The sequence below is a fragment of the Halalkalibacillus sediminis genome, assembly GCF_002844535.1.
GTDB lineage: Bacteria > Bacillota > Bacilli > Bacillales > Alkalibacillaceae > Halalkalibacillus_A > Halalkalibacillus_A sediminis.
This window is the reverse complement of the sequence record NZ_PJNH01000001.1, coordinates 776,510-801,104: the sequence shown is the minus strand read 5'-3', so window position 1 is coordinate 801,104 and position 24,595 is coordinate 776,510. Positions and strand designations below refer to the sequence as shown.

The 24,595-nt window shown below is 37.4% G+C and carries 28 protein-coding genes; 27 read left to right on the top strand and 1 reads right to left on the bottom strand.

Annotation, left to right across the window (positions count from 1 at the left end; translation table 11 throughout):
- Positions 1–72 precede the first annotated feature (72 nt).
- From spoIIIAA to CEY16_RS15125, 8 genes are all read left to right on the top strand, one after another.
- On the top strand, positions 73–1,065 hold the full coding sequence (gene spoIIIAA, locus CEY16_RS04220; protein ID WP_162297845.1) for a stage III sporulation protein AA: 993 nt from the start codon (positions 73–75) through the stop codon (positions 1,063–1,065).
- Positions 1,001–1,513, top strand: coding sequence for a stage III sporulation protein SpoIIIAB (spoIIIAB, locus tag CEY16_RS04215; protein WP_101330710.1), 513 nt, complete (start codon positions 1,001–1,003; stop codon positions 1,511–1,513). Before spoIIIAA ends, spoIIIAB begins: the two co-directional genes overlap by 65 nt.
- A gap of 16 nt (positions 1,514–1,529) precedes the next feature.
- Positions 1,530–1,751, top strand: a complete 222-nt coding sequence (spoIIIAC, locus tag CEY16_RS04210) for a stage III sporulation protein AC (RefSeq protein WP_101330709.1) — start codon at positions 1,530–1,532, stop codon at positions 1,749–1,751.
- The gene (gene spoIIIAD, locus CEY16_RS04205; RefSeq protein WP_101330708.1) at positions 1,751–2,140 is read left to right on the top strand and encodes a stage III sporulation protein AD; all 390 of its coding nucleotides are present in this window, start codon (positions 1,751–1,753) and stop codon (positions 2,138–2,140) included. Before spoIIIAC ends, spoIIIAD begins: the two co-directional genes overlap by 1 nt.
- 14 nt (positions 2,141–2,154) lie before the next feature.
- Positions 2,155–3,318 (top strand): stage III sporulation protein AE, encoded by a 1,164-nt coding sequence (spoIIIAE, locus tag CEY16_RS04200; protein ID WP_101330707.1) that lies wholly within the window; start codon positions 2,155–2,157, stop codon positions 3,316–3,318.
- Positions 3,319–3,909: 591 nt separating this feature from the next.
- The gene (locus tag CEY16_RS04195) at positions 3,910–4,089 is read left to right on the top strand and encodes a hypothetical protein (protein WP_101330706.1); all 180 of its coding nucleotides are present in this window, start codon (positions 3,910–3,912) and stop codon (positions 4,087–4,089) included.
- A 98-nt stretch (positions 4,090–4,187) separates the two neighbouring features.
- Positions 4,188–4,337, top strand: a complete 150-nt coding sequence (locus CEY16_RS15130; RefSeq protein ID WP_162297844.1) for a hypothetical protein — start codon at positions 4,188–4,190, stop codon at positions 4,335–4,337.
- A 37-nt stretch (positions 4,338–4,374) separates the two neighbouring features.
- A complete protein-coding gene (locus CEY16_RS15125; protein WP_162297843.1) occupies positions 4,375–4,515 on the top strand; it encodes a hypothetical protein in 141 nt (46 codons plus the stop codon).
- 569 nt (positions 4,516–5,084) lie between these two features.
- Here CEY16_RS15125 and CEY16_RS15120 read toward each other — a convergent pair.
- Entirely contained in the window at positions 5,085–5,510 is a 426-nt protein-coding gene (locus CEY16_RS15120) for a hypothetical protein (protein ID WP_101330705.1), read from the bottom strand.
- 383 nt (positions 5,511–5,893) lie between these two features.
- Here CEY16_RS15120 and spoIIIAF point away from each other — a divergent pair, with 383 nt between their 5' ends.
- The 19 genes from spoIIIAF to CEY16_RS04095 all read left to right on the top strand — a co-directional run bounded on the left by spoIIIAF (position 5,894) and on the right by CEY16_RS04095 (position 24,166).
- Complete coding sequence (gene spoIIIAF / locus CEY16_RS04185; RefSeq protein WP_162297842.1) at positions 5,894–6,496, top strand: stage III sporulation protein AF; 603 nt, start codon at positions 5,894–5,896, stop codon at positions 6,494–6,496.
- A gap of 2 nt (positions 6,497–6,498) precedes the next feature.
- Positions 6,499–7,122: a stage III sporulation protein AG gene (gene spoIIIAG / locus CEY16_RS04180; protein ID WP_101330703.1), complete on the top strand. Its 624-nt coding sequence runs from the start codon at positions 6,499–6,501 to the stop codon at positions 7,120–7,122.
- Positions 7,123–7,124: 2 nt separating this feature from the next.
- Positions 7,125–7,679 (top strand): SpoIIIAH-like family protein, encoded by a 555-nt coding sequence (locus CEY16_RS04175; RefSeq protein ID WP_101330702.1) that lies wholly within the window; start codon positions 7,125–7,127, stop codon positions 7,677–7,679.
- Positions 7,680–7,995: 316 nt separating this feature from the next.
- On the top strand, positions 7,996–8,499 hold the full coding sequence (accB, locus tag CEY16_RS04170) for an acetyl-CoA carboxylase biotin carboxyl carrier protein (protein WP_101330701.1): 504 nt from the start codon (positions 7,996–7,998) through the stop codon (positions 8,497–8,499).
- Positions 8,500–8,513: 14 nt separating this feature from the next.
- Positions 8,514–9,869 (top strand): acetyl-CoA carboxylase biotin carboxylase subunit, encoded by a 1,356-nt coding sequence (gene accC / locus CEY16_RS04165; protein WP_101330700.1) that lies wholly within the window; start codon positions 8,514–8,516, stop codon positions 9,867–9,869.
- A gap of 22 nt (positions 9,870–9,891) precedes the next feature.
- Positions 9,892–10,293 (top strand): Asp23/Gls24 family envelope stress response protein, encoded by a 402-nt coding sequence (locus CEY16_RS04160; RefSeq protein WP_101330699.1) that lies wholly within the window; start codon positions 9,892–9,894, stop codon positions 10,291–10,293.
- A gap of 126 nt (positions 10,294–10,419) precedes the next feature.
- Entirely contained in the window at positions 10,420–10,800 is a 381-nt protein-coding gene (gene nusB / locus CEY16_RS04155; protein ID WP_101330698.1) for a transcription antitermination factor NusB, read from the top strand.
- A gap of 13 nt (positions 10,801–10,813) precedes the next feature.
- A complete protein-coding gene (locus CEY16_RS04150) occupies positions 10,814–11,671 on the top strand; it encodes a bifunctional 5,10-methylenetetrahydrofolate dehydrogenase/5,10-methenyltetrahydrofolate cyclohydrolase (RefSeq protein WP_101330697.1) in 858 nt (285 codons plus the stop codon).
- 3 nt (positions 11,672–11,674) lie between these two features.
- Positions 11,675–13,033 carry an exodeoxyribonuclease VII large subunit gene (gene xseA / locus CEY16_RS04145; RefSeq protein WP_101330696.1) on the top strand — a complete coding sequence of 453 codons (1,359 nt, stop codon included), beginning with the start codon at positions 11,675–11,677 and terminating at the stop codon, positions 13,031–13,033.
- On the top strand, positions 13,023–13,259 hold the full coding sequence (gene xseB / locus CEY16_RS04140; RefSeq protein ID WP_101330695.1) for an exodeoxyribonuclease VII small subunit: 237 nt from the start codon (positions 13,023–13,025) through the stop codon (positions 13,257–13,259). Before xseA ends, xseB begins: the two co-directional genes overlap by 11 nt.
- A complete protein-coding gene (locus CEY16_RS04135; protein WP_238378749.1) occupies positions 13,259–14,137 on the top strand; it encodes a polyprenyl synthetase family protein in 879 nt (292 codons plus the stop codon). Before xseB ends, CEY16_RS04135 begins: the two co-directional genes overlap by 1 nt.
- A 704-nt stretch (positions 14,138–14,841) precedes the next feature.
- A complete protein-coding gene (locus tag CEY16_RS04130; RefSeq protein WP_101330694.1) occupies positions 14,842–15,456 on the top strand; it encodes a hypothetical protein in 615 nt (204 codons plus the stop codon).
- A gap of 19 nt (positions 15,457–15,475) precedes the next feature.
- The gene (dxs, locus tag CEY16_RS04125) at positions 15,476–17,371 is read left to right on the top strand and encodes a 1-deoxy-D-xylulose-5-phosphate synthase (RefSeq protein WP_101331136.1); all 1,896 of its coding nucleotides are present in this window, start codon (positions 15,476–15,478) and stop codon (positions 17,369–17,371) included.
- 4 nt (positions 17,372–17,375) lie between these two features.
- Complete coding sequence (locus tag CEY16_RS04120) at positions 17,376–18,203, top strand: TlyA family RNA methyltransferase (protein WP_101330693.1); 828 nt, start codon at positions 17,376–17,378, stop codon at positions 18,201–18,203.
- Between the two features lie 74 nt (positions 18,204–18,277).
- Complete coding sequence (gene ahrC / locus CEY16_RS04115; protein ID WP_101330692.1) at positions 18,278–18,727, top strand: transcriptional regulator AhrC/ArgR; 450 nt, start codon at positions 18,278–18,280, stop codon at positions 18,725–18,727.
- A gap of 16 nt (positions 18,728–18,743) precedes the next feature.
- A complete protein-coding gene (recN, locus tag CEY16_RS04110) occupies positions 18,744–20,465 on the top strand; it encodes a DNA repair protein RecN (RefSeq protein ID WP_101330691.1) in 1,722 nt (573 codons plus the stop codon).
- 149 nt (positions 20,466–20,614) lie between these two features.
- Complete coding sequence (spoIVB, locus tag CEY16_RS04105) at positions 20,615–21,697, top strand: SpoIVB peptidase (protein ID WP_101330690.1); 1,083 nt, start codon at positions 20,615–20,617, stop codon at positions 21,695–21,697.
- Between the two features lie 239 nt (positions 21,698–21,936).
- On the top strand, positions 21,937–22,722 hold the full coding sequence (gene spo0A / locus CEY16_RS04100; protein ID WP_101330689.1) for a sporulation transcription factor Spo0A: 786 nt from the start codon (positions 21,937–21,939) through the stop codon (positions 22,720–22,722).
- Positions 22,723–22,816: 94 nt separating this feature from the next.
- Positions 22,817–24,166 carry an aspartate kinase gene (locus CEY16_RS04095; RefSeq protein WP_101330688.1) on the top strand — a complete coding sequence of 450 codons (1,350 nt, stop codon included), beginning with the start codon at positions 22,817–22,819 and terminating at the stop codon, positions 24,164–24,166.
- The last annotated feature ends 429 nt before the right edge of the window (positions 24,167–24,595 follow it).

The window sequence follows — 24,595 nt, the reverse complement described above, 5'->3', positions numbered from 1 at the left end:
CTTTTTTTATGGGCTTTTTTCATATATTAATAGAGCTGCTCATAGACTGTTTATAAACGGGAGAGGATGTCCATGTTAAAGCCCGAAATTTTCCGTGTTCTACCTAAGAAATTGCAAACTGCATTTAAAAAATATAGAAGTGATCAATTAAGAGGTTTAGAGGAAATTCGTCTTCGTTTGAATAAGTGTCCAGAACTTGTATTCAGCCATAAAAGCCTAATGATGAACGATTTTATTTTTACAGAAAATGATTCAAAAGAGTTTCTTGGGCAGATCAGTCAGCACTCTGTCTATCGGTTAGAAGATGAATTTCGCAATGGATATATTACGTTATCTGGAGGACACAGGGTTGGTTTAGCAGGTAAAGTGTCGACCGAAAAGGGACGAGTCAAGGCTATTACACATATATCTTCATTCAATATAAGGGTAGCTACAGCTTACGAGGGTGCTGCTAAGGACCTTGTACCTCACCTGTATAAAGAAGGCATCAGTAATACTCTTTTGATTGGACCTCCTAAAAGTGGGAAAACCACTCTATTGAGAGATCTTGTCCGGTCAGTAAGTAATGGGTTGCACGGCATTGAAGCTCAGAGGGTAGGGCTAATAGATGAACGATCAGAAATCGCCGCAGTACTGGATGGGTCACCTCAACATGACGTAGGTTTAAGAACTGATGTTATGGCCGACTGTCCGAAATCTGAAGGAATGATGATGATGATCCGTTCCATGTCGCCAGAATTGTTAGCAGTCGATGAAATTGGACACGAAGAAGATGTCAAAAGTCTACGAGAAGCAATACACGCAGGTGTCGGAATTGTATGTACTGTTCATGGACAAGCACTTGATGAAGTCAAAAATAGACCCATTCTCTCTAGCTTATTTGAAGAAAAAGTGTTTGATTCCTATGTCCTTTTAATACCCCGTCAACGTTCGGGGGATATTCAGATGATTTATGATAAACATTTTCGATTGATAAAAACCTTGACGAGGAGAAACGCCAATGAAGTGGATCGGAGCGATATTGATCCTGTTTACGTGCACATGGGTCGGAATCGATATAGCTAGAAATTATTCGAGAAGACCACGACAAATCAAGGAACTACTGCACGCACTCCAAATAATGGAAGCCGAAATGGTATACGGACAAGAACCGATAAGACAAGTTTTTATCCAGCTATCTAAACAATTAGGTCCCCCGATTGCTTTCATTTTTTATGACTTATCCGAACATATGCGAACGTCCCATGAATCCCTGGAAGTTTTATGGGAAAGAGTGCTGAATGAGAAATGGAAATATACTTCTATGAAATCCAATGAGAAAGAGGTTTTACTCCATTTGGGTCAATCTCTCGGAGTGCACGACTTGGAGCACCAAAGAAAACAAATCCATCTGGCACACATCCATTTAAGTGGAGAATTAGATGATGCAAATCAAGATGATAAAAGATTCTCTAAACTGTTTCGTGCGTTAGGAGTCCTTTCTGGACTGTTATTGATGTTAATTTTTATTTAAAGCGAGGAGTACCCCTATGAATGATGTCTATCTTTTATTTCAAATTGCAGGAATAGGTATCGTAGTTGCTATGATCCATACCATTCTTAAACAGATGGGTAAAGAAGATATAGCCCATTGGGCGACCCTCGTCGGTTTTATTATTGTATTGATCATTGTGATTGACTATCTATCAAGATTGTTCCAACAAATAAAATCCGTATTTTTATTGCAAATGATCAAGGGGCTCTTCATGTAATGGATCTTGTCCAAGTAATAACGATTGCTATAGTTGCCAGTATTTTAATCATCCTTGTCAGAGAGAAGAGCCCTTCAATAGCATTTATGCTAGTTCTTTTTACAGGGATTTTAATCTTTTTTGTGGTAGCTAGAGAAATTTCTCAGTTATTCGGCTTGTTCCAACAGATGATGACGAGGATGAATATGTCCATGATCCACCTTGACACCATTCTTAAGGTAATCGGGGTGGCATACCTGACCGAATTCACTTCACAGTTATTGAAGGATGCTCAACTTCAAGCAATTGCTGTGAAAGTTGAATTAGCAGGCAAGATATTTATTTTAGTGATTGCGTTGCCTATATTTATTGCAGTATTGGAGACGCTGATGAAATTTTTACCGAGTTGATGAAGGGGATTTCAATGAAAAAAAAACTAACTATTACTGTTTTATTATTCATTTACTTTTTCTCCCCAAGTTCGGTACTTGCTGTTTCGGAAAGCATCCCAGACGAGTTACAAAATAGATGGTTGGACAGTGGAGAAATAGAAGATCAATGGCGACATGAACTCAGTGATTACCGTGAATATCTACCGTTCGCAGCTGATGAGCATTGGTTAGATCCAATAAAAGATGGATCAGTATTTTCGTTAAAGAACTGGTTAGATGGTATATCACGCTTTTTCATTGACGAGTGGATGCAGAATGGACGACTAATAGCTTTATTGATTTTCCTAACTCTGTTGAGTGTTTTTTTGAAAGTACTGGTCAATTCATTCGAAAACCAATCGGTCTCCCAAATAAGTTATTTCGTTATATTCGGGGTTCTGCTGACCTTGGCAATCACCAGCTTCCATCAAGCAGTCACCTATACTACTGAGGCGATTCATGGGATGGGTCACTTCATGTTAGCACTACTTCCCTTGATGTTAAGCATGATGGCTGCATTCGGTAATGTGGCATCGGTGGCTTTTTTTCACCCCTTAATATTGTTCTTTGTTCAAATGAGTGGAGTATTGATTACAAAAGTAGTTCTACCACTATTTTTCTTTTCAGCAATACTGTCAATCGCTAGTGAAATCAATAAGGATTACAACGTCACTCAGTTTGCCAAGTTAATGAAGCATATTGCTTTCGGGATTTTAGGGGCGTTTTTAACTTTATTTCTTTCTGTCATGTCTTTACAGGGGGTTAACGCAGCAGTGACAGATGGAGTGGCCATACGAGCTACAAAGTTTGTTACTAGTAATTTCATACCTGTGATCGGTAAGATGTTCACTGATGCAACCGATACGGTGTTATCAGCAAGTCTTTTGTTAAAGAACACAATCGGTCTTGCAGGTGTTGTAATGGTGATGATCATTACGCTATTTCCCGCATTGAAGGTGCTTGTATTAGGACTGATTTTTAAAGTAACGGCGGCAATCCTTCAACCAGTAGCTGACGGCCCAATAGTAGAGGTTATAGACATCATGGGGAAACATATCTTCTATATACTTACTGCACTATTAACGATATCTTTGATGTTCTTCTTTTCATTAGTCATGTTGATTATAGTTGGGAACATGACATTAATGATTCGATAAAATCCTAAAATTGCCTATACAGCAGACTTGATCATCTTTCTGTTGTGTTTAAAAAGAGAAAATATCATTAAAATATAATATTAAGTTTTATTTTCGAGTTTTTCCTCTAATTTTTCGAATTTCTGTTGATAATCGCGACTAATATTTTCAGGTGCCTGTTTATTCATCACCGACTCTCTGCATGATGGTTGCAAGATCTACTCCAGACTCAGTTAACATACTAATATGGGTGTGCCTAAAAATGTGTGGAGTTATTTTTTAAGTAATTAAGGTGTTTTTTTTCGATTCGCTTGGGGCGATCTGCACGGTTGGATGTAGTATAAGGAGATCCATCTTTTCTATCAAACACAAACACCTGATCATGATAGCCTTTGTAATAGTGACTTTTCATTCTTAACTTTTTCTGCTTATTGATTAATTTTTTAATACTTTCATCACATGAGGGGGAGCATCTATGACACGTACTGAGTCTGAGCCATTTGTTTTAGGTGGACCTGAAGGTAACATTTTTAGCAACTGCTAACGCCCCTGATCATTATTCGTTCAATGACGAAACGGTAATTGCTCATTTTAGTAATCAAGAAGAATCTTTTGACTTATCAATCTTTAGAAGAAGGTGATAAATTTGAAGGATTGGAAGTAGAAACTTTAAATCTTTCGTCTTCTCAAATTGTTCGCCGAGCTACACGTATAAATGGAGGGTTGCGTGTAATTAATGTTGTTACCGTTCTAGTCATAGGCGAAAACAGACCGAAGAAAGAGGTATCATAAAGAAATAAGAAAATTTATAATTATAAAAAGGTGTTGCAATATGCACTAATAAATGTAAAATCAAAGTATTAAAGGTAATTATAAAAGGGGATTAAGAGATGACAGTATTCAATCAAAGGCTTTTAACTTTTATATTAATTGGAATATTGATTACCCTTGTATTTATCGTTCTTCAAATGAATGCACAAGCAAATGAATTAGAAAAAATACGAAAAAACTTAGAGTATATTAATTACAATATACAATAACTTGAAATGGATTCTAGTGTTAGAGAGAGGTTATTTAATGAAGGAGAATATTAAAATATTGATTCTACTTATTATTGCTGTTTCCTTTATCGTGCTGTGTTTTCAGATGGCAGAGATGATTGAGGCTCTTGAGCATATTTCTTATAGGCTAATGGTGGATACGAAAGCTGGTGGCTAAACTTCGTAGGATTTGAGGTGAAAAATTGGTAACACCAGATTTATCAGATCAATTCCAACAAATTGTTCAGGCGCTTGTTGACTACTTACCATATGCTGTTTTAATTCTAATCCCTATTGTCATATTGGTTATTAAGTTTCTTAGTATAAGCTTATAGATTGAACATAGAGCTCCCCTTAATTGGAGAGCTCTTTTTTAATGCCTTTACATTTTCACCTAAGGACTTTTCGATTTGTTCATCAGTGCATTTCTCTTAATACCCACCCCACGGAGTATTCTTTGTAAAAATCCTTTTGTTTATTTGAGTTATTTTACATAAAGTAATCTCTCGATCGTGTTCTTCCACGTAATATGGACATGCTCTACATACAATGTAGTATTTCGAGAAGAATTAAAACTCAGAAAAAGCACAAATAACACCATTGAACATGACTTTAAGCTGCCTCAAAGAAATACTAAGCTTAAGCAATCTTCTTTAAAAAGTGTTATTTTATCGTTTGCTTTTATTGGTCTCTTTTTTTTGAAAGTTTATAGCAGCTTAAAGAAAATGGGGACCTATCTGCAGAAATTCATTTTCTGTTTATTATAGTAAGAGACATGTATTTCAAACCCAATCCAATTAATAATAAAAGTGATGGAAACAAAGGTGTTAATAAAGGGAGAAAAGCAAAATCGAAATCCCTTGTCCATCCCATTACATACAGAAAAGGTAGGTTCACAAAAAGCCCTATTTTAATACTACTAAATAGCATAACGAATAGTGCCACAAGTGATACTGATAATACGTTTTCATACCACTTAGAATAAATGCGAAGGAAGAAACCCGAAATTGTGTAGATTATTATAGCTAAGTAAAAAGTAAAACGAACGACTTGGTTGGTATTGCCTGTATTCCAAGAAGCAACGATAAGTAAACTACAAAAGCCAGTGACTAACAGATATATTGCAAATGACTTAATGTTTATTAAAAAGAATTCTTTTGTTCTGCTTTTCATGTGTAATACTCCCTTTGTATTGACTGGAGCTCTCCTTAAGCGGGGAGCTCTTTATAATTGTATCGAATCCGAGTTGAATAGCATTTTTACTTGTTATCGGAAAAAATAAGCAATCTTTTAAAATCCATCCACCGTGTCAGTTTGTTAAACATATTTTATATAGTTATATTCTTTTCCAACGATCCTCTCATTGAACAGACTCACCTTACTTGTTTTCAACTTGATAAATCTATAAATAAATTAAATAAGAAAATATACTTCTACGTTATAAAACCGGACGGGCTCCTCATATAATATGGTATTCGACGTTAATCTCGGATAAATCATAGAAGACACATCTACACATGATGCTGATTAATCGTTCCAAGAGGGGTGGATCAAAAGTGGATTATCTAAAGGATTGGATATCGCAAATTGTCATCTTCATATTTATAGCTACGATCATCTCTGCCCTGATTCCTTCTAACTCTCATTCCAAAGTCATCAAATTTGTCTTCGGGCTTATGATATTTCTATTATTTTTGAATCCTTTAGTTCGTTTATTCCAAATAGAACCAGAAACGATAAGTTCTGAATGGAACTATACTTCCGATCAATTCCAAGAGGAAAAAATAGAAGATCAGCTTGAACAAAAAAAAGTAGAAATACAAGCGACAGGACATGCATATATATTAGAACAGATAGAACATCAAATGCTCACGCTTGTAGAGGAGGAGTTGAATGATCAATATGACATAACAATTCATGGTGTTTCATTAGTGGTTGAAGAGGAGAAAGAAAGTGAAGAATGGATCCTTGAAGACCTTCAATCTATCACTTTTTATCTTGAAGAAGAATCTAGCGAAGAAGTTGAAGAAGTGGCACCGATTGATTTAAGAAAACCTTATGAAAATCCTAGTAACAGAGAAAAAGAACTGAAATCGAGAATCACTGATTTGCTAGATGTCCCACAAGAAATAATAACATTTGTGTGGGAAGGAGAGTAAGAATGTTTCAACGATTAAAGCATTGGTTTCAATTGAAAGACGAATCTAATCGTCCATCCAAAAAATCATATATTTTGTTAATAGGCTTAATCGGACTGCTTTTTTTAATGGTATCGAATTTCTTTGGTGGACAACCTGAAGAGCCTGAGCCTTACACAGATCAACAAGAAGTCTGGTCGAGTGATAAAGAAAAAGGCAAGGACAATGAAAACGTTTCGATCACTGATGTGAAAGACTCTCTAGAGTCCGAATTGCAGAATGCATTGGAGAATTTAGAAGGCATATCAGAAGTTGAAGTAACCCTGCAGCTGGAAGCTTCAGCTATGAAAATTTATGAGAAAAATGAAATGACTGGGCATCAAAAGACTGATGAAACGGACCAAAATGGAGGCACGAGACAGGTAGAAGATGAAACAATCGAACATCAAACTGTGCTGGTCCGTAAGAACAATGAGGAAGAACCATTACTTATTCAAACTAGAGAGCCTGCAGTAAGAGGGGTTCTTGTCGTAGCGAAAGGGGTGAATCAGATACAACGTAAGCAGATGGTAATGGAAGCTGTTTCAAGATTATTAGATGTATCATCACATCGTATTGCAGTAATGCCTAAGGGTAAGGAGGAATAGAAATGGTAATGAAAAAACAAACGGTTTGGTTAGTAGCAATGTTAAGTCTGTTAATTGTCTTGAGTGTGTACTATATGATGCCGGGTGATCAGGCGGCCATCACTGAATTAGAGGAAGAGGAAAAAAATGGTGAAGAGCGTGAGGAAGGTTCAGATTCTGAAGAAGGTGTAGATGATGAGATGGCTCTCTCTAATCTTTCATCAGATGAATTATTTACCGCTTTGCGTATGGAAAAGGAAGACCATATCAGTGAAATGAAAGAACAACTGTCTTCAATTGTAGCATCCAGTAATTCTACGACTGAAGAGAAAAATATAGCCATTGATCAAATGCACGAAATTCAAGCCGTTGCTCAAAAAGAATCTATTTTAGAAAAGACGATCCAACAAGAAAAAGATTTCCAAGATGTACTGGTAAGAAAAGAAGATGACTTTGTGTTGATCACAGTAATAGCTGAAGAGTTATCGAATGTTGAAGCGAACCACATGATGCAAATGGCAAGAGATGAATTTGGTATCATTGATGTGCGGGTAAAGCTTCAAAATGATCAAGGGTAGTTAAAAAGGTATTCACAAACGAATGTCTTTGGAAATGGCTCGCCAATTGGCGGGCTTTTCTAATTATTTTTTCATCAAACAAAAGAAGTGAATTCTTTTTAGATTAACATTATAGAGATGGATTGATAGACAGTTTGAAGGTTTCTAAATATAAAGTTGAAGTTTGTCTATCATTTATCGTAAAATAATTAGTAGGAATTATTAGTACCTGTCCATGAAAATTAATGATTTTTAGCGTATACTAAACCTATCAGTTATAATTCTACATATGTAGAGGACAAAACAGTATATTAAATAACAAGGGAGTGCCTTAAAGATGTTAAAAGTGCAAGAGATTCGTGAACTTATTAAATTAATCGATGATTCGTCCATTTCAGACTTCACGTATGAAGAAGATGGAACGAAAGTAACTATGAAAAAGGATTCCGCTAATGGTAGTGTACCAGTAGTTCAACAGACTTCAACCCCTGTTGAATCACAACCTGTGGCATCTGAACCAAAAGTAGAATCAACTCCTGCGCCTCAAAAGGTAGAAAAAGAGGAAGAACCTAAGAAAGAAGAACAATCAACTGTAGACTTTGATTATGAGATCGTTTCACCGATGGTTGGTACTTTTTATAATTCTCCTAGCCCAGAAGACGATCCTTATGTCCAAGAAGGTTCTTCAGTAGGGAAAGACTCAATTGTATGTATTGTAGAAGCGATGAAATTATTTAATGAAATCGAAGCAGAAGTTCAAGGTGAAATTGTAGAAATTCTAGTCCAAAATGGTGAATTAGTTGAATACGGACAACCATTGTTCCGAGTAAAGAAAAAATAAGGGAGGTATTGTCCGTGATAGAAAAAGTTCTTATTGCTAATCGAGGAGAAATTGCAGTTAGAGTGATCCGTGCTTGTAAAGAGCTCGGTATCGAAACGGTTGCTATATATTCAGAAGCTGACAAAGAATCGTTGCATGTACAATTAGCTGATGAAGCTTACTGTGTCGGACCAACGCTCAGTAAAGATAGCTATTTGAACAAAACAAACATTATGAGCTTGGCAAAATTGACTGATTGCGATGCAATTCACCCGGGTTATGGGTTCTTATCAGAGAATGCTGATTTTGCTGAGATGTGTGAAGAATGTAACGTCATTTTCATCGGACCAAGTGCAGATTCAATCTCTCGTATGGGAACAAAGGATGTTGCCAGAGAGACGATGAAGGATGCTGGCGTTCCGATCGTACCTGGTTCTGAAGGAATTATTGAAAATGTTGAACAAGGGAAAGAAGTCGCTAACGGAATCGGTTATCCTATTATCATTAAAGCTACTGCAGGTGGCGGTGGTAAAGGGATTCGTGTAGCGAGAGATGAAGAGGAATTGGTAAGCGGAATTCGTATTACACAAAATGAAGCGGAAACAGCTTTCGGTAATCCGGGTGTTTATCTTGAAAAATACATCGAAGATTTCCGTCATGTGGAAATACAGGTCATGGCTGATGCCCATGGCCATACGGTCCATTTAGGTGAACGAGACTGTACGGTTCAAAGGCGTCTGCAAAAACTGATTGAAGAGACACCTTCACCAGCAATTGATGAAAACACACGACAAAAAATGGGTGAAGCAGCTGTTGCAGCTGCCTCAGCTGTAAATTATGTCGGTGCCGGGACTGTAGAATTCATTTATGACAAGAAACAAGATACGTTTTATTTCATGGAAATGAACACTAGAATCCAAGTGGAACACCCAGTGACAGAGATGGTTACGGGCGTTGACTTAATTAAAGAACAATTAAATGTTGCCAATGGAAATGAACTTTCATTCACTCAAGAAGATATAACTTTCGAGGGATGGGCAATAGAATGCCGTATTAATGCAGAAGATCCGTATAAAAACTTTATGCCTTCCGCTGGAGAAGTCAAGATGTACTTACCACCAGGAGGTTTTGGAGTGCGTGTAGATTCTGCTGCATACACAGGTTGGAACATCCCACCTTACTATGATTCAATGATTGCTAAATTGATTACATACGGGAAAGATAGGGAAGAAGCTATTCTGCGTATGAATCGTGCATTGGATGAATTTATTATAGAAGGGATTCACTCGACGATTCCTTTCCACAAAAAAATGATGAACCATCCTGTATTTGTTCAAGGAGACTTCAACACTAAGTTTCTAGAGGATCATAAGGTAATGGAAGATGAATAATAATAACGAAGAGGTGAGCACGATGGATGATAAAAAATTGCTTAATGTCAGTGACAATCATTCATTAGGTAAAGTAGAAATCGCACCTGAAGTAATAGAAGTCATCGCAGGAATTGCAGCCAATGAAGTCAGCGGAGTTGCAAACATGCGCGGGAACTTGGCATCAAATGTGACCGAACGTCTTGGTAAGAAGAAGCATAGTAAAGGCGTTAAAGTTGAATTAGATGAGCAGGGGATTTCTATAGAGGTCTTCACCGTGCTTGATTACGGTGTTTCTATTCCTACAGTAGCTCAGAAGATTCAAGACAACATTCGATCCACCTTAAAAAACATGACTGCTTTAGAAATTCTGGAAATCAATGTGCATGTAGTTGGTGTCCAGATGGAAGAAAAAGTGGAAGAAAATAAGTCAACTGTGAAATAAATTTTGGGGCCTAATTCGATTACTGATCATTAGGCCCCAGTTCTTTTTTGTTATCATTTTTATGGTAAACGGAAGATGAACATGATAGGATAAATCACGTAGATTTTTATTGATAGGAGTATAGAAATGAACCGCAAACTAGCTAGAGAAAAAGCTTTTCAAGCTTTATATCAAATTGATATTAATAAAGACGTATCAACAGAACAAATTCTGGAGTCCTTAGAGGACAATCAAGATGACTTAAGAAAAGAACTTATAGAAGGTGTCATCAGGGAAAGAGATGATCTGGATCAACAAATCTCTGATAAATTGGAGAAATGGTCTTTTTCACGAATCGGCACTGTTGAGAAAACTGTATTGAGAATAGCCGTATATGAAATATTCCACGTTGAACAAACTCCAAACAAAGTGGCAGTTAATGAAGCGATAGAAATTGCCAAGAAATATAACGATGATCAGTCAGGTAAGTTCATTAACGGAATCCTATCAAAATTTATGACGGAATAGGAGCTGTTCATCCATGAGTGCAACTATTATGTATGGTAAAGATGTAGCCGAGGACATACGAAACTCCTTATACCAAGAAGTTGAAGAGTTGAAAAAGGAAGGAATTAAGCCTGGGTTAGTTGTAGTTATAGTCGGAAATGATAAAGCTTCTAAAACTTATGTCCGTATGAAAGAAAAAGCTGCTATCAATTCAGGAATGTTCTCAAAGGTAATCGAAAAAGATGAATCTTTGAGTGAAGAAGAGCTACTGAATACCATCCATTCATTGAATAATGACAATTCAATTCACGGAATACTAGTGCAACTTCCATTACCAGATCATATAGACGAACAAAAGGTTTTGGAATCAATTGACCCTAGCAAAGATGTCGATGGCTTCCACCCCATCAATATAGGACGTTTAATGGTAGGGGAAGAAACGTTTGTACCTTGTACGCCTTATGGAATCATCAAAATGTTGGAGCATCATAAGATACCCATTGAAGGAAAACATGCGGTGATCATTGGCAGAAGTAATATTGTCGGGAAACCAATGGGACAGCTGTTGCTTAACCGAGATGCAACAGTAACTTATTGTCATTCTAAGACAGCGCATTTGCGTCAATTCACTAAGCAAGCAGATATATTGATCGTGGCAATTGGGAAAGCACATGTTATTGGGGCAGAGGATGTGAAAGAAGGATCTGCCATTTTTGATGTGGGTAATTCATTTACAGAAGATGGAAAAGTGTTAGGAGATGTTGATTATGACCGGGTAGTATCTCGTGTCAATTACATCACCCCCGTTCCTAAAGGAATCGGACCCATGACAATCACGATGTTACTACATAACACGGTTCATGCTGCTAAAAGTATAAGTAAGGGAGCATAACTTATGCAGGAGAAGTATTTGACAGTAACCGCTTTAACGAAATATATCAAACGAAAAATAGAAACAGACAAGCATCTTAAAAATGTTTGGCTTCAAGCCGAAATATCCAATTTCAACTTACACTCCAGAGGGCATATGTATTTTACTTTGAAAGACCAAGGCGCAAAAATTTCCGCGGTCATGTTCGCTTCTGATAATCAGAGGTTGAAGTTTACTCCTGAAAATGGAACCAAAGTAATTCTACGAGGTGATATTGGTTTATATGAACCTCAAGGACAATATCAAATATATGTACGAGATATGCAACCAGATGGGATCGGGGCTTTATATTTAGCTTACGAAGAACTAAAAAAGAAATTGACAAGTGAAGGGCTTTTCGAAGATTCTCGAAAGCTTCCCATTCAGGCATTTCCAAATCACATTGCCATTATAACTTCACCTACTGGAGCTGCAGTAAGAGATATAATAACTACATTAAAAAGAAGATACCCCTCTGCAAAAAGGACGATTATCCCAGTTTCTGTACAAGGAAAAAATGCGGCGCCTTCAATTGCAGAGGCTTTAAAAAAGGCAAATTCGATTGAAAGTGTCGACACCATTATTATTGGGCGCGGCGGCGGATCAATTGAAGAATTATGGGCCTTTAATGAGGAAATTGTGGCTAGGGCTATCGAAAAATCTCATAAACCAATCATATCAGCAGTTGGTCACGAGACTGACTTTACTATCAGTGATTTTGTAGCGGACTTAAGAGCTCCGACACCCACTGCAGCAGCAGAGTTAGCAGTACCATCTATTGAAGAATTAAAGAAGACCATCAATCAATATACCCACCGATTACACCATGAATTTAAATCTCAATTAATGACTCACAAGGAACGAATACAGTCTTTAAGGAACTCTTACGCTTTCAAGTACCCTGCTCACCTCACTCGTCAGAAGGAACAAGATCTCGATCGATTAGTCGTAGCTTTATCTAGAAGCTCGAATCAATTAATTGAAAATCGAACCAACACACTTCGAACTTATATGGAAAAACTGAAAGCGAATCGACCGGATCACTTAATCCGTGAAAAAAAACGTGATGTTCATGAGCTCCATAAAAAAATGGACCAAACAATTCAAACCACCATCGATAGAAATGAACATCGTTTTAGTCGCGCGGTTGATAAATTAATGATACTTAATCCACTCGAAACTATGAAACGAGGCTATTCCATTACTTATGGGGATAAAGGAGAGGTCATCAAAAGCACGGATCAAGTGAAGACTGGTGATGATATTAATTTAACACTCCAGGATGGGTTCTTAAGTTGTAAGGTGAAGGACGTTGAAAAAGGAGATGTGTTTAATGACAAATAAAGAAGAGGAACAGACATTTGAACAAGCAATGCAAAAGTTAGAAGGAATTGTCGAGAAGCTGGAAGAAGGGGAAGTGCCTTTAGAAAAGGCTATCGAATATTATAAAGAAGGTATGAAGTTGTCCAAGCATTGCAATGACAAACTCAAAAAAGTTGAACATGAAATGACTGAAATCATGAACGAGCACAATGAGGTTGAACCTTATACGTTGGAGGAAGAAGAATAGTGAACCTTGAAGAATACATTCAGGAAAAACAACATGTGATTCATTCACATGTTCAAAACACAATTCATCATTCAGCTTCTCCTAATGGACTACAAGAAGCGCTTTCTTATGCGGTTAGTGCAGGTGGGAAAAGGTTGAGACCTATATTGATGCTAAGTACATTTGAAGCCTTTTCGGACGATATCAAAAAGGCACTGACACCGGCAGTGGCATTGGAATTGATACACACCTACTCTTTAATACATGATGATTTACCAGCGATGGATAATGATGATATGAGAAGAGGAAAACCTACTATCCATAAAAAGTTTGATGAATCGACTGCTATTTTGGTAGGGGATGGTTTATTAACTTTAGCCTTTCAACTAATCACAGAGTCTTCAGAGTTAGGTGCAGAGGAAAAAATATATATCATTCACCAGTTAAGCAAAGCTAGCGGTATTAATGGAATGATTGCCGGACAATTTTTGGATTTAAGAGCTGAAGGCGAGCCTTTGAGTGAAGAAAAGCTTAATTACATCCATCAAAAGAAAACAGGAGAATTAATCCGAGCTGCTATCAAAATTGGTTCATATTTGGGTGGAGCTACACCACCACAAATTGAGGCCTTGAATGATTATGGTCATTATTTAGGACTTGTATTTCAAATTCAAGATGATATTTTGGATATTCAAGGGGACGAAACGGAATTGGGTAAACCAATAGGTAGTGATGTAGATCAAAACAAAACCACTTACCCTAGCTTATTGGGTATGGACCAAGCGATTCATCTCAGAAACCATTATATGGCACTTGCTGAAGAAAAATATGAAAAAGCAGGTATTAATCAGGATATTTTAAAAGACTTCATAAATTTATTTGGAAAGCGAACATACTAACGGTTACTTTTATTGTTAGATTGAACGCGATATGGTAAAATATAAGTAGTCAGGGGATGGTGCAGTATTCTAGTCAGTCCTCCACTTTTGAAGGCGGGCCTAAAAATCCGCCAAAGGGCATATCGATGAAGTTCCTTGTGTCGGCTTGAGGCGCCCAGCCTTGGGTCGATGCTGGGAGTTAAGGTTGTAGGGCGATCCACAAAGGCATGTGGGCGTTGACCCTACTTCCGCGGAGGCCCATCTCTGTACCACCTTAATTGCACTTAAGATGGTATGGAATGGGGTATGAACCTGCGAGATAAGGGATAATCTCCTTTATCCGCAGCGTAGCCTGCCTTGAGTGGTGTCTAGGGGATTACAATATATTGTACAAAATCGGATGGCCACCGTGACTGTACTGTTACGTTGTATGAAATGGACACTGCAAAAGAGGCTAGGAAGTGGTCAAAGGCTGCTGAGGAAAACTCCTAGACTGTTCCGTTGACATTCGAAAGGGATTATAGTGCGATCTAAGTGGTAATCCAGTCTAGCTTGTGGAGACACAGCTAAGTTCGCTTTAATGGGGAACCGCCGATGTGGCAACACACGGTAGCGAACTGTGAAAAACTACTGGACCTAAGTCGCAATTTTTACCTTTCGAGTGACCATCTCCTAAACTTACATAGCGTTCAACATTAGTATGAACTGGCTGAGGTTATATATGAATGAAAAAAATACTTAAAAGATCATTAAAATTTAGTGTAAGCATAGCCGTTATCACGTTTGTGTTAGCGGCCATTTTTTCAATTGTTTCCAACATGATATTAGATGGTACAGGCTGGTTACTCGGCCTTTTTGTTGTGTTAATTATTGTATCGACTGGTGTATTATTTGATATGATGGGAATAGCTGCAACCGCGGCAAGCGTGACGCCCTTCAACGCAATGGCTTCTGAAAAAGTCTACGGGGCAAAGCATGCGATAAGGATTGTAAGGAATGCAGATAGATTCGCCACTTTTTGTAATGATGTAATCGGTGACATTTCGGGTATTATAAGTGGTACAGCTTCTACTCTGGTTGTTATACAACTAGTCATAGTAATTAATGGTGGAGAATCATCTGGATTACAATATGTAATCGGAACGATTCTGACAAGTATAGTAGCTGCTTTGACTGTAGGAGGAAAAGCATTAGGTAAAACAGTTGCAATTACTGCTTCAACGGATTTGATTCTTTTCGCAGGAAAAGTAGTAGCTGTCCTTGAAGACAAATTACACATAAAAGTATTACCTGATCCCAAAAAAAGTAAGAAGGCCAATGGTAAAGTATCAAAAACATGATGAAGGTGAGTGGTCCGTCATGGATCTTGAAAATATAAAGAAACCCGAAGACATCAAACATTTAAATACGGAAGAATTAGTTGACTTAAGTGGACAAGTCCGTGATTTCTTAATTGAGAATTTATCAATTACAGGGGGCCATTTAGGTCCGAACCTCGGAGTTGTTGAATTAACACTAGCCTTACATCATGCATTTGATAGCCCAAAAGATAAATTTATTTGGGATGTCGGACATCAAGCATATGTTCACAAGATGTTGACTGGGCGTATGAACCGTTTTGATTCTCTAAGACAATATAAGGGGTTATGTGGCTTTCCTAAGATGAATGAAAGTGAGCACGATGTATGGGAAACGGGTCATAGCTCTACTTCTCTTTCTGCCGCTATGGGTATGGCTATTGCTAGAGATGTTAAAGGTGAAGATCACTCAGTTATTCCAATTATTGGGGACGGTGCCCTTACCGGTGGTATGGCACTTGAAGCATTAAATCATATCGGACATGCAAAGAAAAATCTCACTGTTATTTTAAACGATAATGAAATGTCGATTGCACCAAACGTTGGAGCCATGCATAACATTTTAGGCCGTTTACGTAGCGGTCAAAAATATAATTGGGTAAAAGACGAGATCGAATTATTGGTTAAAAAGATTCCTGCTGTCGGTGGAAGATTAGCTACTACAGCAGAGCGAGTTAAGGATAGCATGAAATACCTTGTAGTACCGGGAATGTTTTTTGAAGAACTCGGATTTACTTACTATGGCCCAGTGGATGGGCATAATTACGATGATTTATTCAAATCAATCAATTACGCTAAGAAAACTGAGGGACCGATTTTAATACATGTCATTACCAAAAAAGGTAAAGGCTACAAACCAGCTGAAACAGACACGATTGGTACTTGGCATGGTGTTGGTCCATACAAAATCGAATCAGGTAAGTCATTGAAAAAAGGCTCAACAGGTCCAGGATGGAGTCAGCTAATTAGTGATACTTTGATTAAAATTGCTGAAAAAGATGAAAGAGTAGTGGCTGTGACCCCAGCAATGACGGTAGGTTCGAAACTAGAAGATTTCAAGAAAAAGTTCCCTGATCGATTGTTCGATGTTGGTATAGCTGAACAGCATGCAACCACATTGTCTGGCGGATTGGCAGCTCAAGGAATGAAGCCGTTTTTATCAATATATTCAACCTTCTTACAAAGAGGCTTTGATCAAGTAGTTCATGATGTATGCAGACAAAATCTGAATGTAGTTTTCGGGATTGATCGTGCAGGTTTAGTGGGTGCTGACGGAGAGACACACCAGGGAGTCTTTGATATTTCCTTCTTACGTCATCTACCGAATATGAAAATCATGATGCCTAAAGATGCAAATGAAGCGCAGCATATGGTTTATACTGCTATAGAAAACCAAGATGGTCCTATAGCTCTGCGATACCCTAGAGGAAATGCGAAGGATGCTCCAAGTGAAGAACCTTTCCGTGAAATACCTATTGGCTCTTGGGAAGTATTAAAAGAAGGACAAGACGCTGTAATTTTGACTTTCGGTACTATGATTGAAAAAGCTCTCGAAGCTGCCCAAATATTAGACCGAGAAGATGTTTCTGTACGAGTTGTAAATGCACGGTTTATCAAACCTCTCGATCAAGAAATGTTAAGCCGATTGGCTATGGAAAAACTGCCAATATTAACAATAGAGGAACATGCTTTACAAGGTGGATTCGGAAGTGCCGTTCTTGAGCATTATGAATCTGAGGGTGGAATAGAGACACCTTTCATTCAACGAATGGGGATCCCAGACAGATTTATTGAGCATGGAAGCGTAGATGAACTTCTTGAGGAAATCAACTTAACGACTAATGAATTCGTATCGAAAATTAGAACGATGGTTCCAAGTAAACAGAAGAGAGCTTAATTAAATGAAAAAAGTAAGGTTAGATAGTTTTTTAGTTGACAATGGTTATTTTGAGTCGCGTGAGAAGGCTAAACGATCAATCATGGCAGGGCTGGTTTTCCATAAGCATGAACGACTGGATAAACCAGGATTAAAAATTGATCCTGAATTAGAGTTAACTGTCAAAGGAAAGGCGATTCCATATGTCAGTAGAGGCGGCTTGAAGCTGGAAAAAGCGTTGAAGACTTTTGATATCAATGTGAAGGATAAGCTGATAATGGATATCGGTTCTTCCACAGGAGGATTTACTGATTGCGCTCTTCAAAATGGAGCGAGAGCAAGTTATGCAATTGATGTAGGATACAATCAGCTTGATTGGAAATTAAGAACTGACCCCAGAGTAATCGTGATGGAACGGACTAATTTCCGATACGTCATTCCTGAAGATTTAAAGGAAGGTAAGCCAGATTTCGCAGTTACTGATGTCTCGTTTATTTCCTTGAAACATATTTTCCCTGTGGCGAAACAGTTGCTTGAAGACAACTCTGATATGGTCGCGCTTATAAAACCTCAATTTGAGGCAGGGAGAGATCAAGTTGGAAAGAAGGGAATTGTGAGGGACCCTTCGATTCATCTAGAAGTCATCGGCACCATGATTTCTTTTGTTTATAAAGAAGGATATGACATAATTGATTTGGATTACTCTCCAATTACAGGCGGAGATGGCAATATAGAGTTTTTATTACATGTTCGGTGGACTGGGCAAGAGCCTGAAAATCACGTTTCGAGTGACAAAATTCAGGAAATAGTACAAGTAGCACACAGTGATTTTAAAAATAAGAGAAGCAATTAGGGCTACTGGTGAAGTAGCCTTCATTTTTAAAATGTTATGATATACATAAAGCTTAGGATCGTGAGGAAATTAAAGTGAAAAAGGCACAACGTTTAATCAAGATAAAAGAATTGATTGCAAGGAATGATATCGACACTCAAGATGGGTTAGTACGTTATTTTCATGATTTGGGTTATCACGTTACCCAAGCGACTATTTCACGGGACATTAAAGAACTTCAATTAGTAAAAACCCCGACCCGAACAGGTGGATACAAATATAGCCTTCCTAAAGAAACCCAGCATGACCCCATTGATAAATTGAGAAGAATGCTCACGGATAGCTTTGTTTCTATTGATCGGGCTGACCATTTTATTGTTCTGAAAACAATTCCGGGGAATGCACAAGCTGTTGGTGCTTTACTTGATCAACTTGAGTGGGAGAATATAATGGGAAGTATTTGTGGCGATGACACTTGTCTAATTATTTGCCATACTCCAGATAAAAGTAAATCGGTTTATGATGAATTCATGCGAATGATTTAAAAGTAGAGGTGTATTCATGTTAGCTCAGATATCTATTAAAGATTTTGCAATAATTGATCAAATAACTGTGAATTTTCAAGAAGGTTTAACAGTTCTTACAGGCGAGACAGGTGCAGGTAAGTCAATAATAATCGATGCTATTCAATTACTTGCGGGTGCAAGGGCTTCAGTTGAGTTTGTTCGCCATGATGCTGATCAAGCTTCAATAGAAGGTATATTTTTTATTGATAATGACAGTCATCCTGTAAAAAATGTTATTTCTCAATTGGATTTGCCAGAGGATGAAGAGGGTAGCGTGATTTTGGAGCGTTTCATCACTTCTAAAGGGAAGAGTATTTGCCGAGTCAATGGAAAGTTGGTTACCCTTGGTATTTTAAAAGAAGTAGGGCAGAAGTTAATTGATATTCACAGTCAACATGAAACACAATCTCTGATGAACCCAGAAAAACATGTGGAATTATTGGATTATTTCAATGGTCAGAAAATTGATTCAGCAAAAAAATCGTACCTCGAAGTATATAATGAATGGTCGACGATTCAAAAAAGGTTCAAAGACTTATCTGAAAATGAACAAGAGGTTGCGCAACGAGTTGATTTATTGAAATTTCAGTTGAATGAATTGCAGGAAGCTCAATTAGAAGTTGATGAAGATGAACAGTTAGAGGAAGAACGTAATCAACTTGCTAATTTTGAAAAGATCTTTGAAGGCCTTCAAGCTACATATTACTCCTTATATGGAGAAAACAAAGGCCTAGATTTTTTGAGTAATGCAATGACGTCATTAGAAATGTTAGAAGATGTAGATGAGTCCCTTCAAACTTTGTCTGAACAAATGAAATCTGCTTATTTTACAATTGAGGAACTTTCCTTTGAACTTAGAAATCGCTTAGATAGTCTAGAGTACCAACCTGAGCGTCTCAATGAAATTGAATCCAGGTTGAATGAGTTGAACCGTCTGAAGAGGAAATACGGTCAGTCTATAAAAGAATTAGTCGACCTAATGATCTCCATGGAAGAAGAATTAGAAAAACTTGAAAATAAAGATACTCATTTACATGCGCTTGAAAAGCAAATTAAAGAGCTGACTGAAGATGCTCTAATGGAAGCTCAGAACCTACACGAAATAAGGATCCAGACGAGTCGTGAGTTAAAAGACTCTATACATAAAGAGCTCAAAGACCTTTATTTGGACAAAGCAACATTCGATGTAGAATTCACAAGAGCTTCAGGAAATATTAGTTGGAAAGATGAATCCATTCGGTTGATGAAAAATGGAATCGATCAAATCCAGTTTTTAATTAGTACCAATCCAGGTGAGCCTGTAAAGCCTCTTCACAAAGTTGCTTCAGGTGGAGAAATTTCTAGAATCATGCTTGCTTTAAAGAGTATTTTCTCCCAACATCAAGGAATTACAAGTGTAATTTTCGATGAAGTTGACACGGGAGTCAGTGGTCGAGTAGCTCAATCCATAGCACAAAAGATACAAGAAATATCAAAAGGTTCACAAGTACTTTGTATTTCTCATCTTCCACAAGTAGCCGCAATGGCTGATCAACACTTGTTGATTGAAAAGGACCAAGATCTGAACCAAACCAAAACCTCTGTAAAAAAATTAGAAAAAGAACAATCTGTTGAGGAAATTGGTCGTATGATTTCCGGGTCTGAACTCACTGACGCAACGAAAAAACATGCTCTTGAATTAATTGAACAAGCGAATAATCAGAAAGCAAAAGGCTGATGTTAATGACATCAGTTTTTTTATTCCAAATAATTAAAAGTAGTTAAGGAAATGATACACTGCTTTTCATTTCATCTGACCGTTTAAAAAGGTCCGAAAATGCTCAAATTAACGTTACAGCTCTTAAAAAAGAAATAAGGAGTGTTCAAATGAAGCAATATCTTCCCTTTATAAAGATTATTCTCCTTGTTTCGTTTCTTATTCCATCCTTGACTGCGGGATATATCATAGCTGCAGAAACTGTATCAGAAATTGTTCCTGGAGGACAGTCTATAGGCGTTAAACTTCATACGGCTGGTGTTGTGGTTGTAGGTTTCAGCAAAACCAAGACGGATGACGGAGAAACTTCAGCTGCTAAAGAAGCAGGTATTGAAGTAGGTGATTTGATTTTACGTCTGAATGATGCTGAGATTAAAGACATGAGTCAATTCACTTCAGAAATTAAAAAGCTTGAAGCTAATGATGAGAAAGTTAAATTATTAGTCAAAAGAAGTGAACAAATATTTCCAGTATCAGTCACCCCGGTTCACGACCAAGAGGAAAATAAATTCCGTTTAGGGTTATTTATCAGAGATGCAACCTCTGGTATAGGTACAATGACTTTTTACGATCCAGAGACCAAGAAGTATGGCGCTTTAGGCCACATGATCACTGATCACCAAACAAGACAGCCTGTTGATATTTATAATGGTAAAATCGTTTCATCAGATATCACTTCGATTGATAAAGGAAGAAGTGGGGCCCCTGGCGAAAAGAAGGGTGAATTTTCGTTAAGCGATCAAAGCATTGGAACGATTCAGCGAAATAGCGATTTTGGGATATTCGGTAAATTACAGCGAGCTGACACTATATTTGAAGGAAAAATCAATTCTATGCCAGTAGCACGAGCAAATGAAGTAAAAGAAGGAAAAGCTAAAATATTGACGGTCGTAAAAGATGCCGAAGTTGAAGAGTATGAAATTGAAATAATCAGCAGTGTACCAAGCAGAACTCCAGAAACAAAAGGAATGATCATAAAAGTGACTGATCCTAAACTGTTAAAGGAAACAGGTGGGATTGTACAAGGAATGAGTGGAAGTCCAATCATTCAAAACGATAAGATTATCGGGGCAGTGACACATGTTTTCCTTAACGACCCGACTAGCGGTTATGGAGTACACGTGGAATGGATGTTAAACGAAACAGGTTTAACCATTGAAAGAGATAATGAAAAGTTGAACAAAGCAGGATAAGATAAGTAATAAAGCGAGAGCACCTTGAAACTTCGAGGTGCTTTTGTTTTGTAATTTTTAGATAATCGACATATAAAAATGAAAATCCGTGAAAAATGTCGTAATTAATCGAAAAACAAAGGTATACCCTCTTTATTTTAAAAAAACAAAAAAATTTTAAAAAATTAAAAGGGATATAAATTATTTTGGCGAAGTAAGTAAGTGTGTAAAATGGAGAAAGTATACTGGGAGGTAAATGTATGGAAAAGATTCATGTGGGAATTGCTGATGACAACAGAGAATTAGTCATGATGTTAGAGGACTTTTTTGGGGAAGAAGAAAAAATTGAAGTGGTGGGCACTGCTTACAACGGGAATGAATGCTTGAAGATGGTAGAAGAAACACTTCCGGATGTATTGATTCTGGATATCATCATGCCTCACGTAGATGGGCTTGCTGTGATGGAACGCTTAAGACAAATGAAATTAGCTAAGCAACCAAACGTGATCATGTTAACAGCATTCGGTCATGAGTCTGTAACAACTAAGGCAGTTGAGCTTGGAGCTACATATTATATGCTCAAGCCATTCGATTTGGATATGCTTAAGGAACAAGTACTTCGTGCAGGAGGAATTGTTCAGCAAAGTTCTTTACAACACGATCCTGATTATTCTTTCAAGCGTCCGAAGAAAATCGACCTAGACGCCAATATTACTTCAATTATTCATGAAGTTGGGGTTCCAGCCCATATTAAGGGGTATTTATATTTAAGGGAAGCTATCTCTATGGTGTACAATGATATTGATTTACTCGGGTCGATTACAAAAGTGCTTTACCCGGATATTGCGAAAAAATATAATACAACTGCATCCCGTGTAGAGAGAGCCATTCGACATGCGATTGAAGTAGCTTGGAACCGCGGAAATATTGACTCATTGTCATCAATCTTCGGTTATACAGTAAGTGTCACTAAAGCTAAACCAACTAATTCGGAATTCATCGCTATGATCGCCGATAAATTACGATTAGAACATAAAGTAGGTTAAGGAAAGTTTGAAGCCAATGCTCCTAAGCATTGGCTTTTTTGCATTTCTACATGGTAAGATAGTAGTTAAAAATGCAAAGGAGTAGGAGTATTAGATGAAAGTAGCAAAATTTGGTGGAAGCTCAGTAGCAAGTGCTGAGATGTTAGAAAAAGTAGCGAATATTATCAAAAGTGATGCTAAAAGGAAAATTATTGTTGTTTCAGCTCCAGGAAAAAGGCACCCAGAAGACACTAAAGTCACTGACCTTTTCATTCGACTAGGTGAACAATTTATCAGTGGCCAAGCAATTGAAGATACTTTAGGGAAAATAAGCGATCGTTTTCTTTCTATAACAAGTGAATTGAACTTATCGGATGACATTGTACTCAGGATAAAAAATGAGACTAGACGTTTATTGAACGAAACAAGTAACTCATCCCTTTTGCTGGACTCTTTAAAAGCGATGGGAGAAGATTCGTTAGCTAGAGTACTTAGTGCTTATTTGAACCATGTGGGACTTGAAGCTACATATGTTAACCCTAAGGATGCTGGAATAATCGTTAGCGAAGAACCAGGGAGTGCTCAAATTTTAGAAAAAAGTTATAGTCAAATTTATAATTTAAGAAACCGCGAAGGTATTCTGGTCATCCCTGGATTCTTTGGTTACTCTGAAAAAGGAACATTAATGACTTTTTCTAGAGGTGGATCGGATATTACTGGCTCTATTGTTGCAGCAGGCGTCCAGGCAGATTTATACGAAAATTTCACTGATGTCAGTTCTGTATATTGTGTTAATCCATTTATCGTAAATAATCCTAAGGAAATTTCCTCATTAACATATAGAGAAATGCGAGAGCTTTCATACGCAGGTTTTTCTGTATTTCATGATGAAGCTTTAATTCCAGCTTTCAAAGCAAATATCCCAGTTTGTATTAAAAACACAAACGATCCCAGTGCTATGGGAACGATGATTGTAGCTAAAAAAGAGGATAACGGACAACCTGTTGTAGGTATTGCAAGTGATAAAGGTTTCTCAAGCATCTATGTACGAAAATATCTAATGAACCGAGAGATAGGCTTCGGAATGCACTTATTGAATATTTTGGTTGAAGAAGGTATTTCATTCGAACACGCACCTTCAGGAATTGACGATATGTCAGTTATTATTCGTTCAGACCAATTGACTCAAGAAAAAGAAGAGATCTTAAATAGTCGAATAAAGAACGAATTAAAAGCGGACACTATCTCTATCATTCATGGTTTGGCTATGATTATGCTTGTTGGTGAAGGAATGAGTCACAGGGTTCACGTTGCTTCAAAAGCGACAAAAGCTATCGCAAAGGCCGGTGTGAACATTGATATGATCAACCAGGGGTCTTCAGAAGTCTCTATGATGTTTGGTGTTCAAGAGAAATATCTGGACCAGACCGTTCAACATTTATATAACGAATTCTTCATTTCATGATCGATATAGGAAACGAGAGGTTAGATATTTGACATAAAAGTCTGAAAAATATATCTTTGTATACGAGAGATCATTGCTATCCTATGATAGTAATGATCTTTTGTTTTTAATGTTTGTTGTTATTTATTTTGACGAATCTCTTTTAGATGGTTACTTCCATATTGATACAGGATGTTTCTTTACACAGAGGGTGCCTTTATGCCAAGAAAAGTATCTTCTGCCAGGGACATAAAAGTTTAATTTCAAAACAACATGGGTTAAATAATAACAATAAACATTAACAAACATATTTTTAAATTTATAGAGAGGGGATATGTTATGGAAATCTTGACATTAACACCAGGTACGTGGTTTTGGTTCCTAGTTCCTATGCCTTTATTAGTTGTTTGGGCTGTAATCACGTATATTACGGAAGGGAAGGATGATAAC

What these genes read in the sequence shown, in the direction of transcription:
- spoIIIAB (WP_101330710.1), top strand. Translation starts at nt 1,001, where the DNA reads ATGAAGTGGATCGGAGCGATATTGATCCTGTTTACGTGCACATGGGTC.
- CEY16_RS04130 (WP_101330694.1), top strand. Translation starts at nt 14,842, where the DNA reads ATGAAAAAAATACTTAAAAGATCATTAAAATTTAGTGTAAGCATAGCC.
- nusB (WP_101330698.1), top strand. Translation starts at nt 10,420, where the DNA reads ATGAACCGCAAACTAGCTAGAGAAAAAGCTTTTCAAGCTTTATATCAA.
- spo0A (WP_101330689.1), top strand. Translation starts at nt 21,937, where the DNA reads ATGGAAAAGATTCATGTGGGAATTGCTGATGACAACAGAGAATTAGTC.
- CEY16_RS04175 (WP_101330702.1), top strand. Translation starts at nt 7,125, where the DNA reads ATGGTAATGAAAAAACAAACGGTTTGGTTAGTAGCAATGTTAAGTCTG.
- CEY16_RS04120 (WP_101330693.1), top strand. Translation starts at nt 17,376, where the DNA reads ATGAAAAAAGTAAGGTTAGATAGTTTTTTAGTTGACAATGGTTATTTT.
- CEY16_RS15130 (WP_162297844.1), top strand. Translation starts at nt 4,188, where the DNA reads ATGACAGTATTCAATCAAAGGCTTTTAACTTTTATATTAATTGGAATA.
- recN (WP_101330691.1), top strand. Translation starts at nt 18,744, where the DNA reads ATGTTAGCTCAGATATCTATTAAAGATTTTGCAATAATTGATCAAATA.
- accB (WP_101330701.1), top strand. Translation starts at nt 7,996, where the DNA reads ATGTTAAAAGTGCAAGAGATTCGTGAACTTATTAAATTAATCGATGAT.
- CEY16_RS15120 (WP_101330705.1), bottom strand. Translation starts at nt 5,510, where the DNA reads ATGAAAAGCAGAACAAAAGAATTCTTTTTAATAAACATTAAGTCATTT.
- spoIIIAC (WP_101330709.1), top strand. Translation starts at nt 1,530, where the DNA reads ATGAATGATGTCTATCTTTTATTTCAAATTGCAGGAATAGGTATCGTA.
- xseB (WP_101330695.1), top strand. Translation starts at nt 13,023, where the DNA reads ATGACAAATAAAGAAGAGGAACAGACATTTGAACAAGCAATGCAAAAG.
- CEY16_RS15125 (WP_162297843.1), top strand. Translation starts at nt 4,375, where the DNA reads ATGAAGGAGAATATTAAAATATTGATTCTACTTATTATTGCTGTTTCC.
- spoIIIAD (WP_101330708.1), top strand. Translation starts at nt 1,751, where the DNA reads ATGGATCTTGTCCAAGTAATAACGATTGCTATAGTTGCCAGTATTTTA.
- spoIVB (WP_101330690.1), top strand. Translation starts at nt 20,615, where the DNA reads ATGAAGCAATATCTTCCCTTTATAAAGATTATTCTCCTTGTTTCGTTT.
- spoIIIAG (WP_101330703.1), top strand. Translation starts at nt 6,499, where the DNA reads ATGTTTCAACGATTAAAGCATTGGTTTCAATTGAAAGACGAATCTAAT.
- dxs (WP_101331136.1), top strand. Translation starts at nt 15,476, where the DNA reads ATGGATCTTGAAAATATAAAGAAACCCGAAGACATCAAACATTTAAAT.
- CEY16_RS04160 (WP_101330699.1), top strand. Translation starts at nt 9,892, where the DNA reads ATGGATGATAAAAAATTGCTTAATGTCAGTGACAATCATTCATTAGGT.
- spoIIIAA (WP_162297845.1), top strand. Translation starts at nt 73, where the DNA reads ATGTTAAAGCCCGAAATTTTCCGTGTTCTACCTAAGAAATTGCAAACT.
- xseA (WP_101330696.1), top strand. Translation starts at nt 11,675, where the DNA reads ATGCAGGAGAAGTATTTGACAGTAACCGCTTTAACGAAATATATCAAA.
- CEY16_RS04150 (WP_101330697.1), top strand. Translation starts at nt 10,814, where the DNA reads ATGAGTGCAACTATTATGTATGGTAAAGATGTAGCCGAGGACATACGA.
- spoIIIAE (WP_101330707.1), top strand. Translation starts at nt 2,155, where the DNA reads ATGAAAAAAAAACTAACTATTACTGTTTTATTATTCATTTACTTTTTC.
- CEY16_RS04095 (WP_101330688.1), top strand. Translation starts at nt 22,817, where the DNA reads ATGAAAGTAGCAAAATTTGGTGGAAGCTCAGTAGCAAGTGCTGAGATG.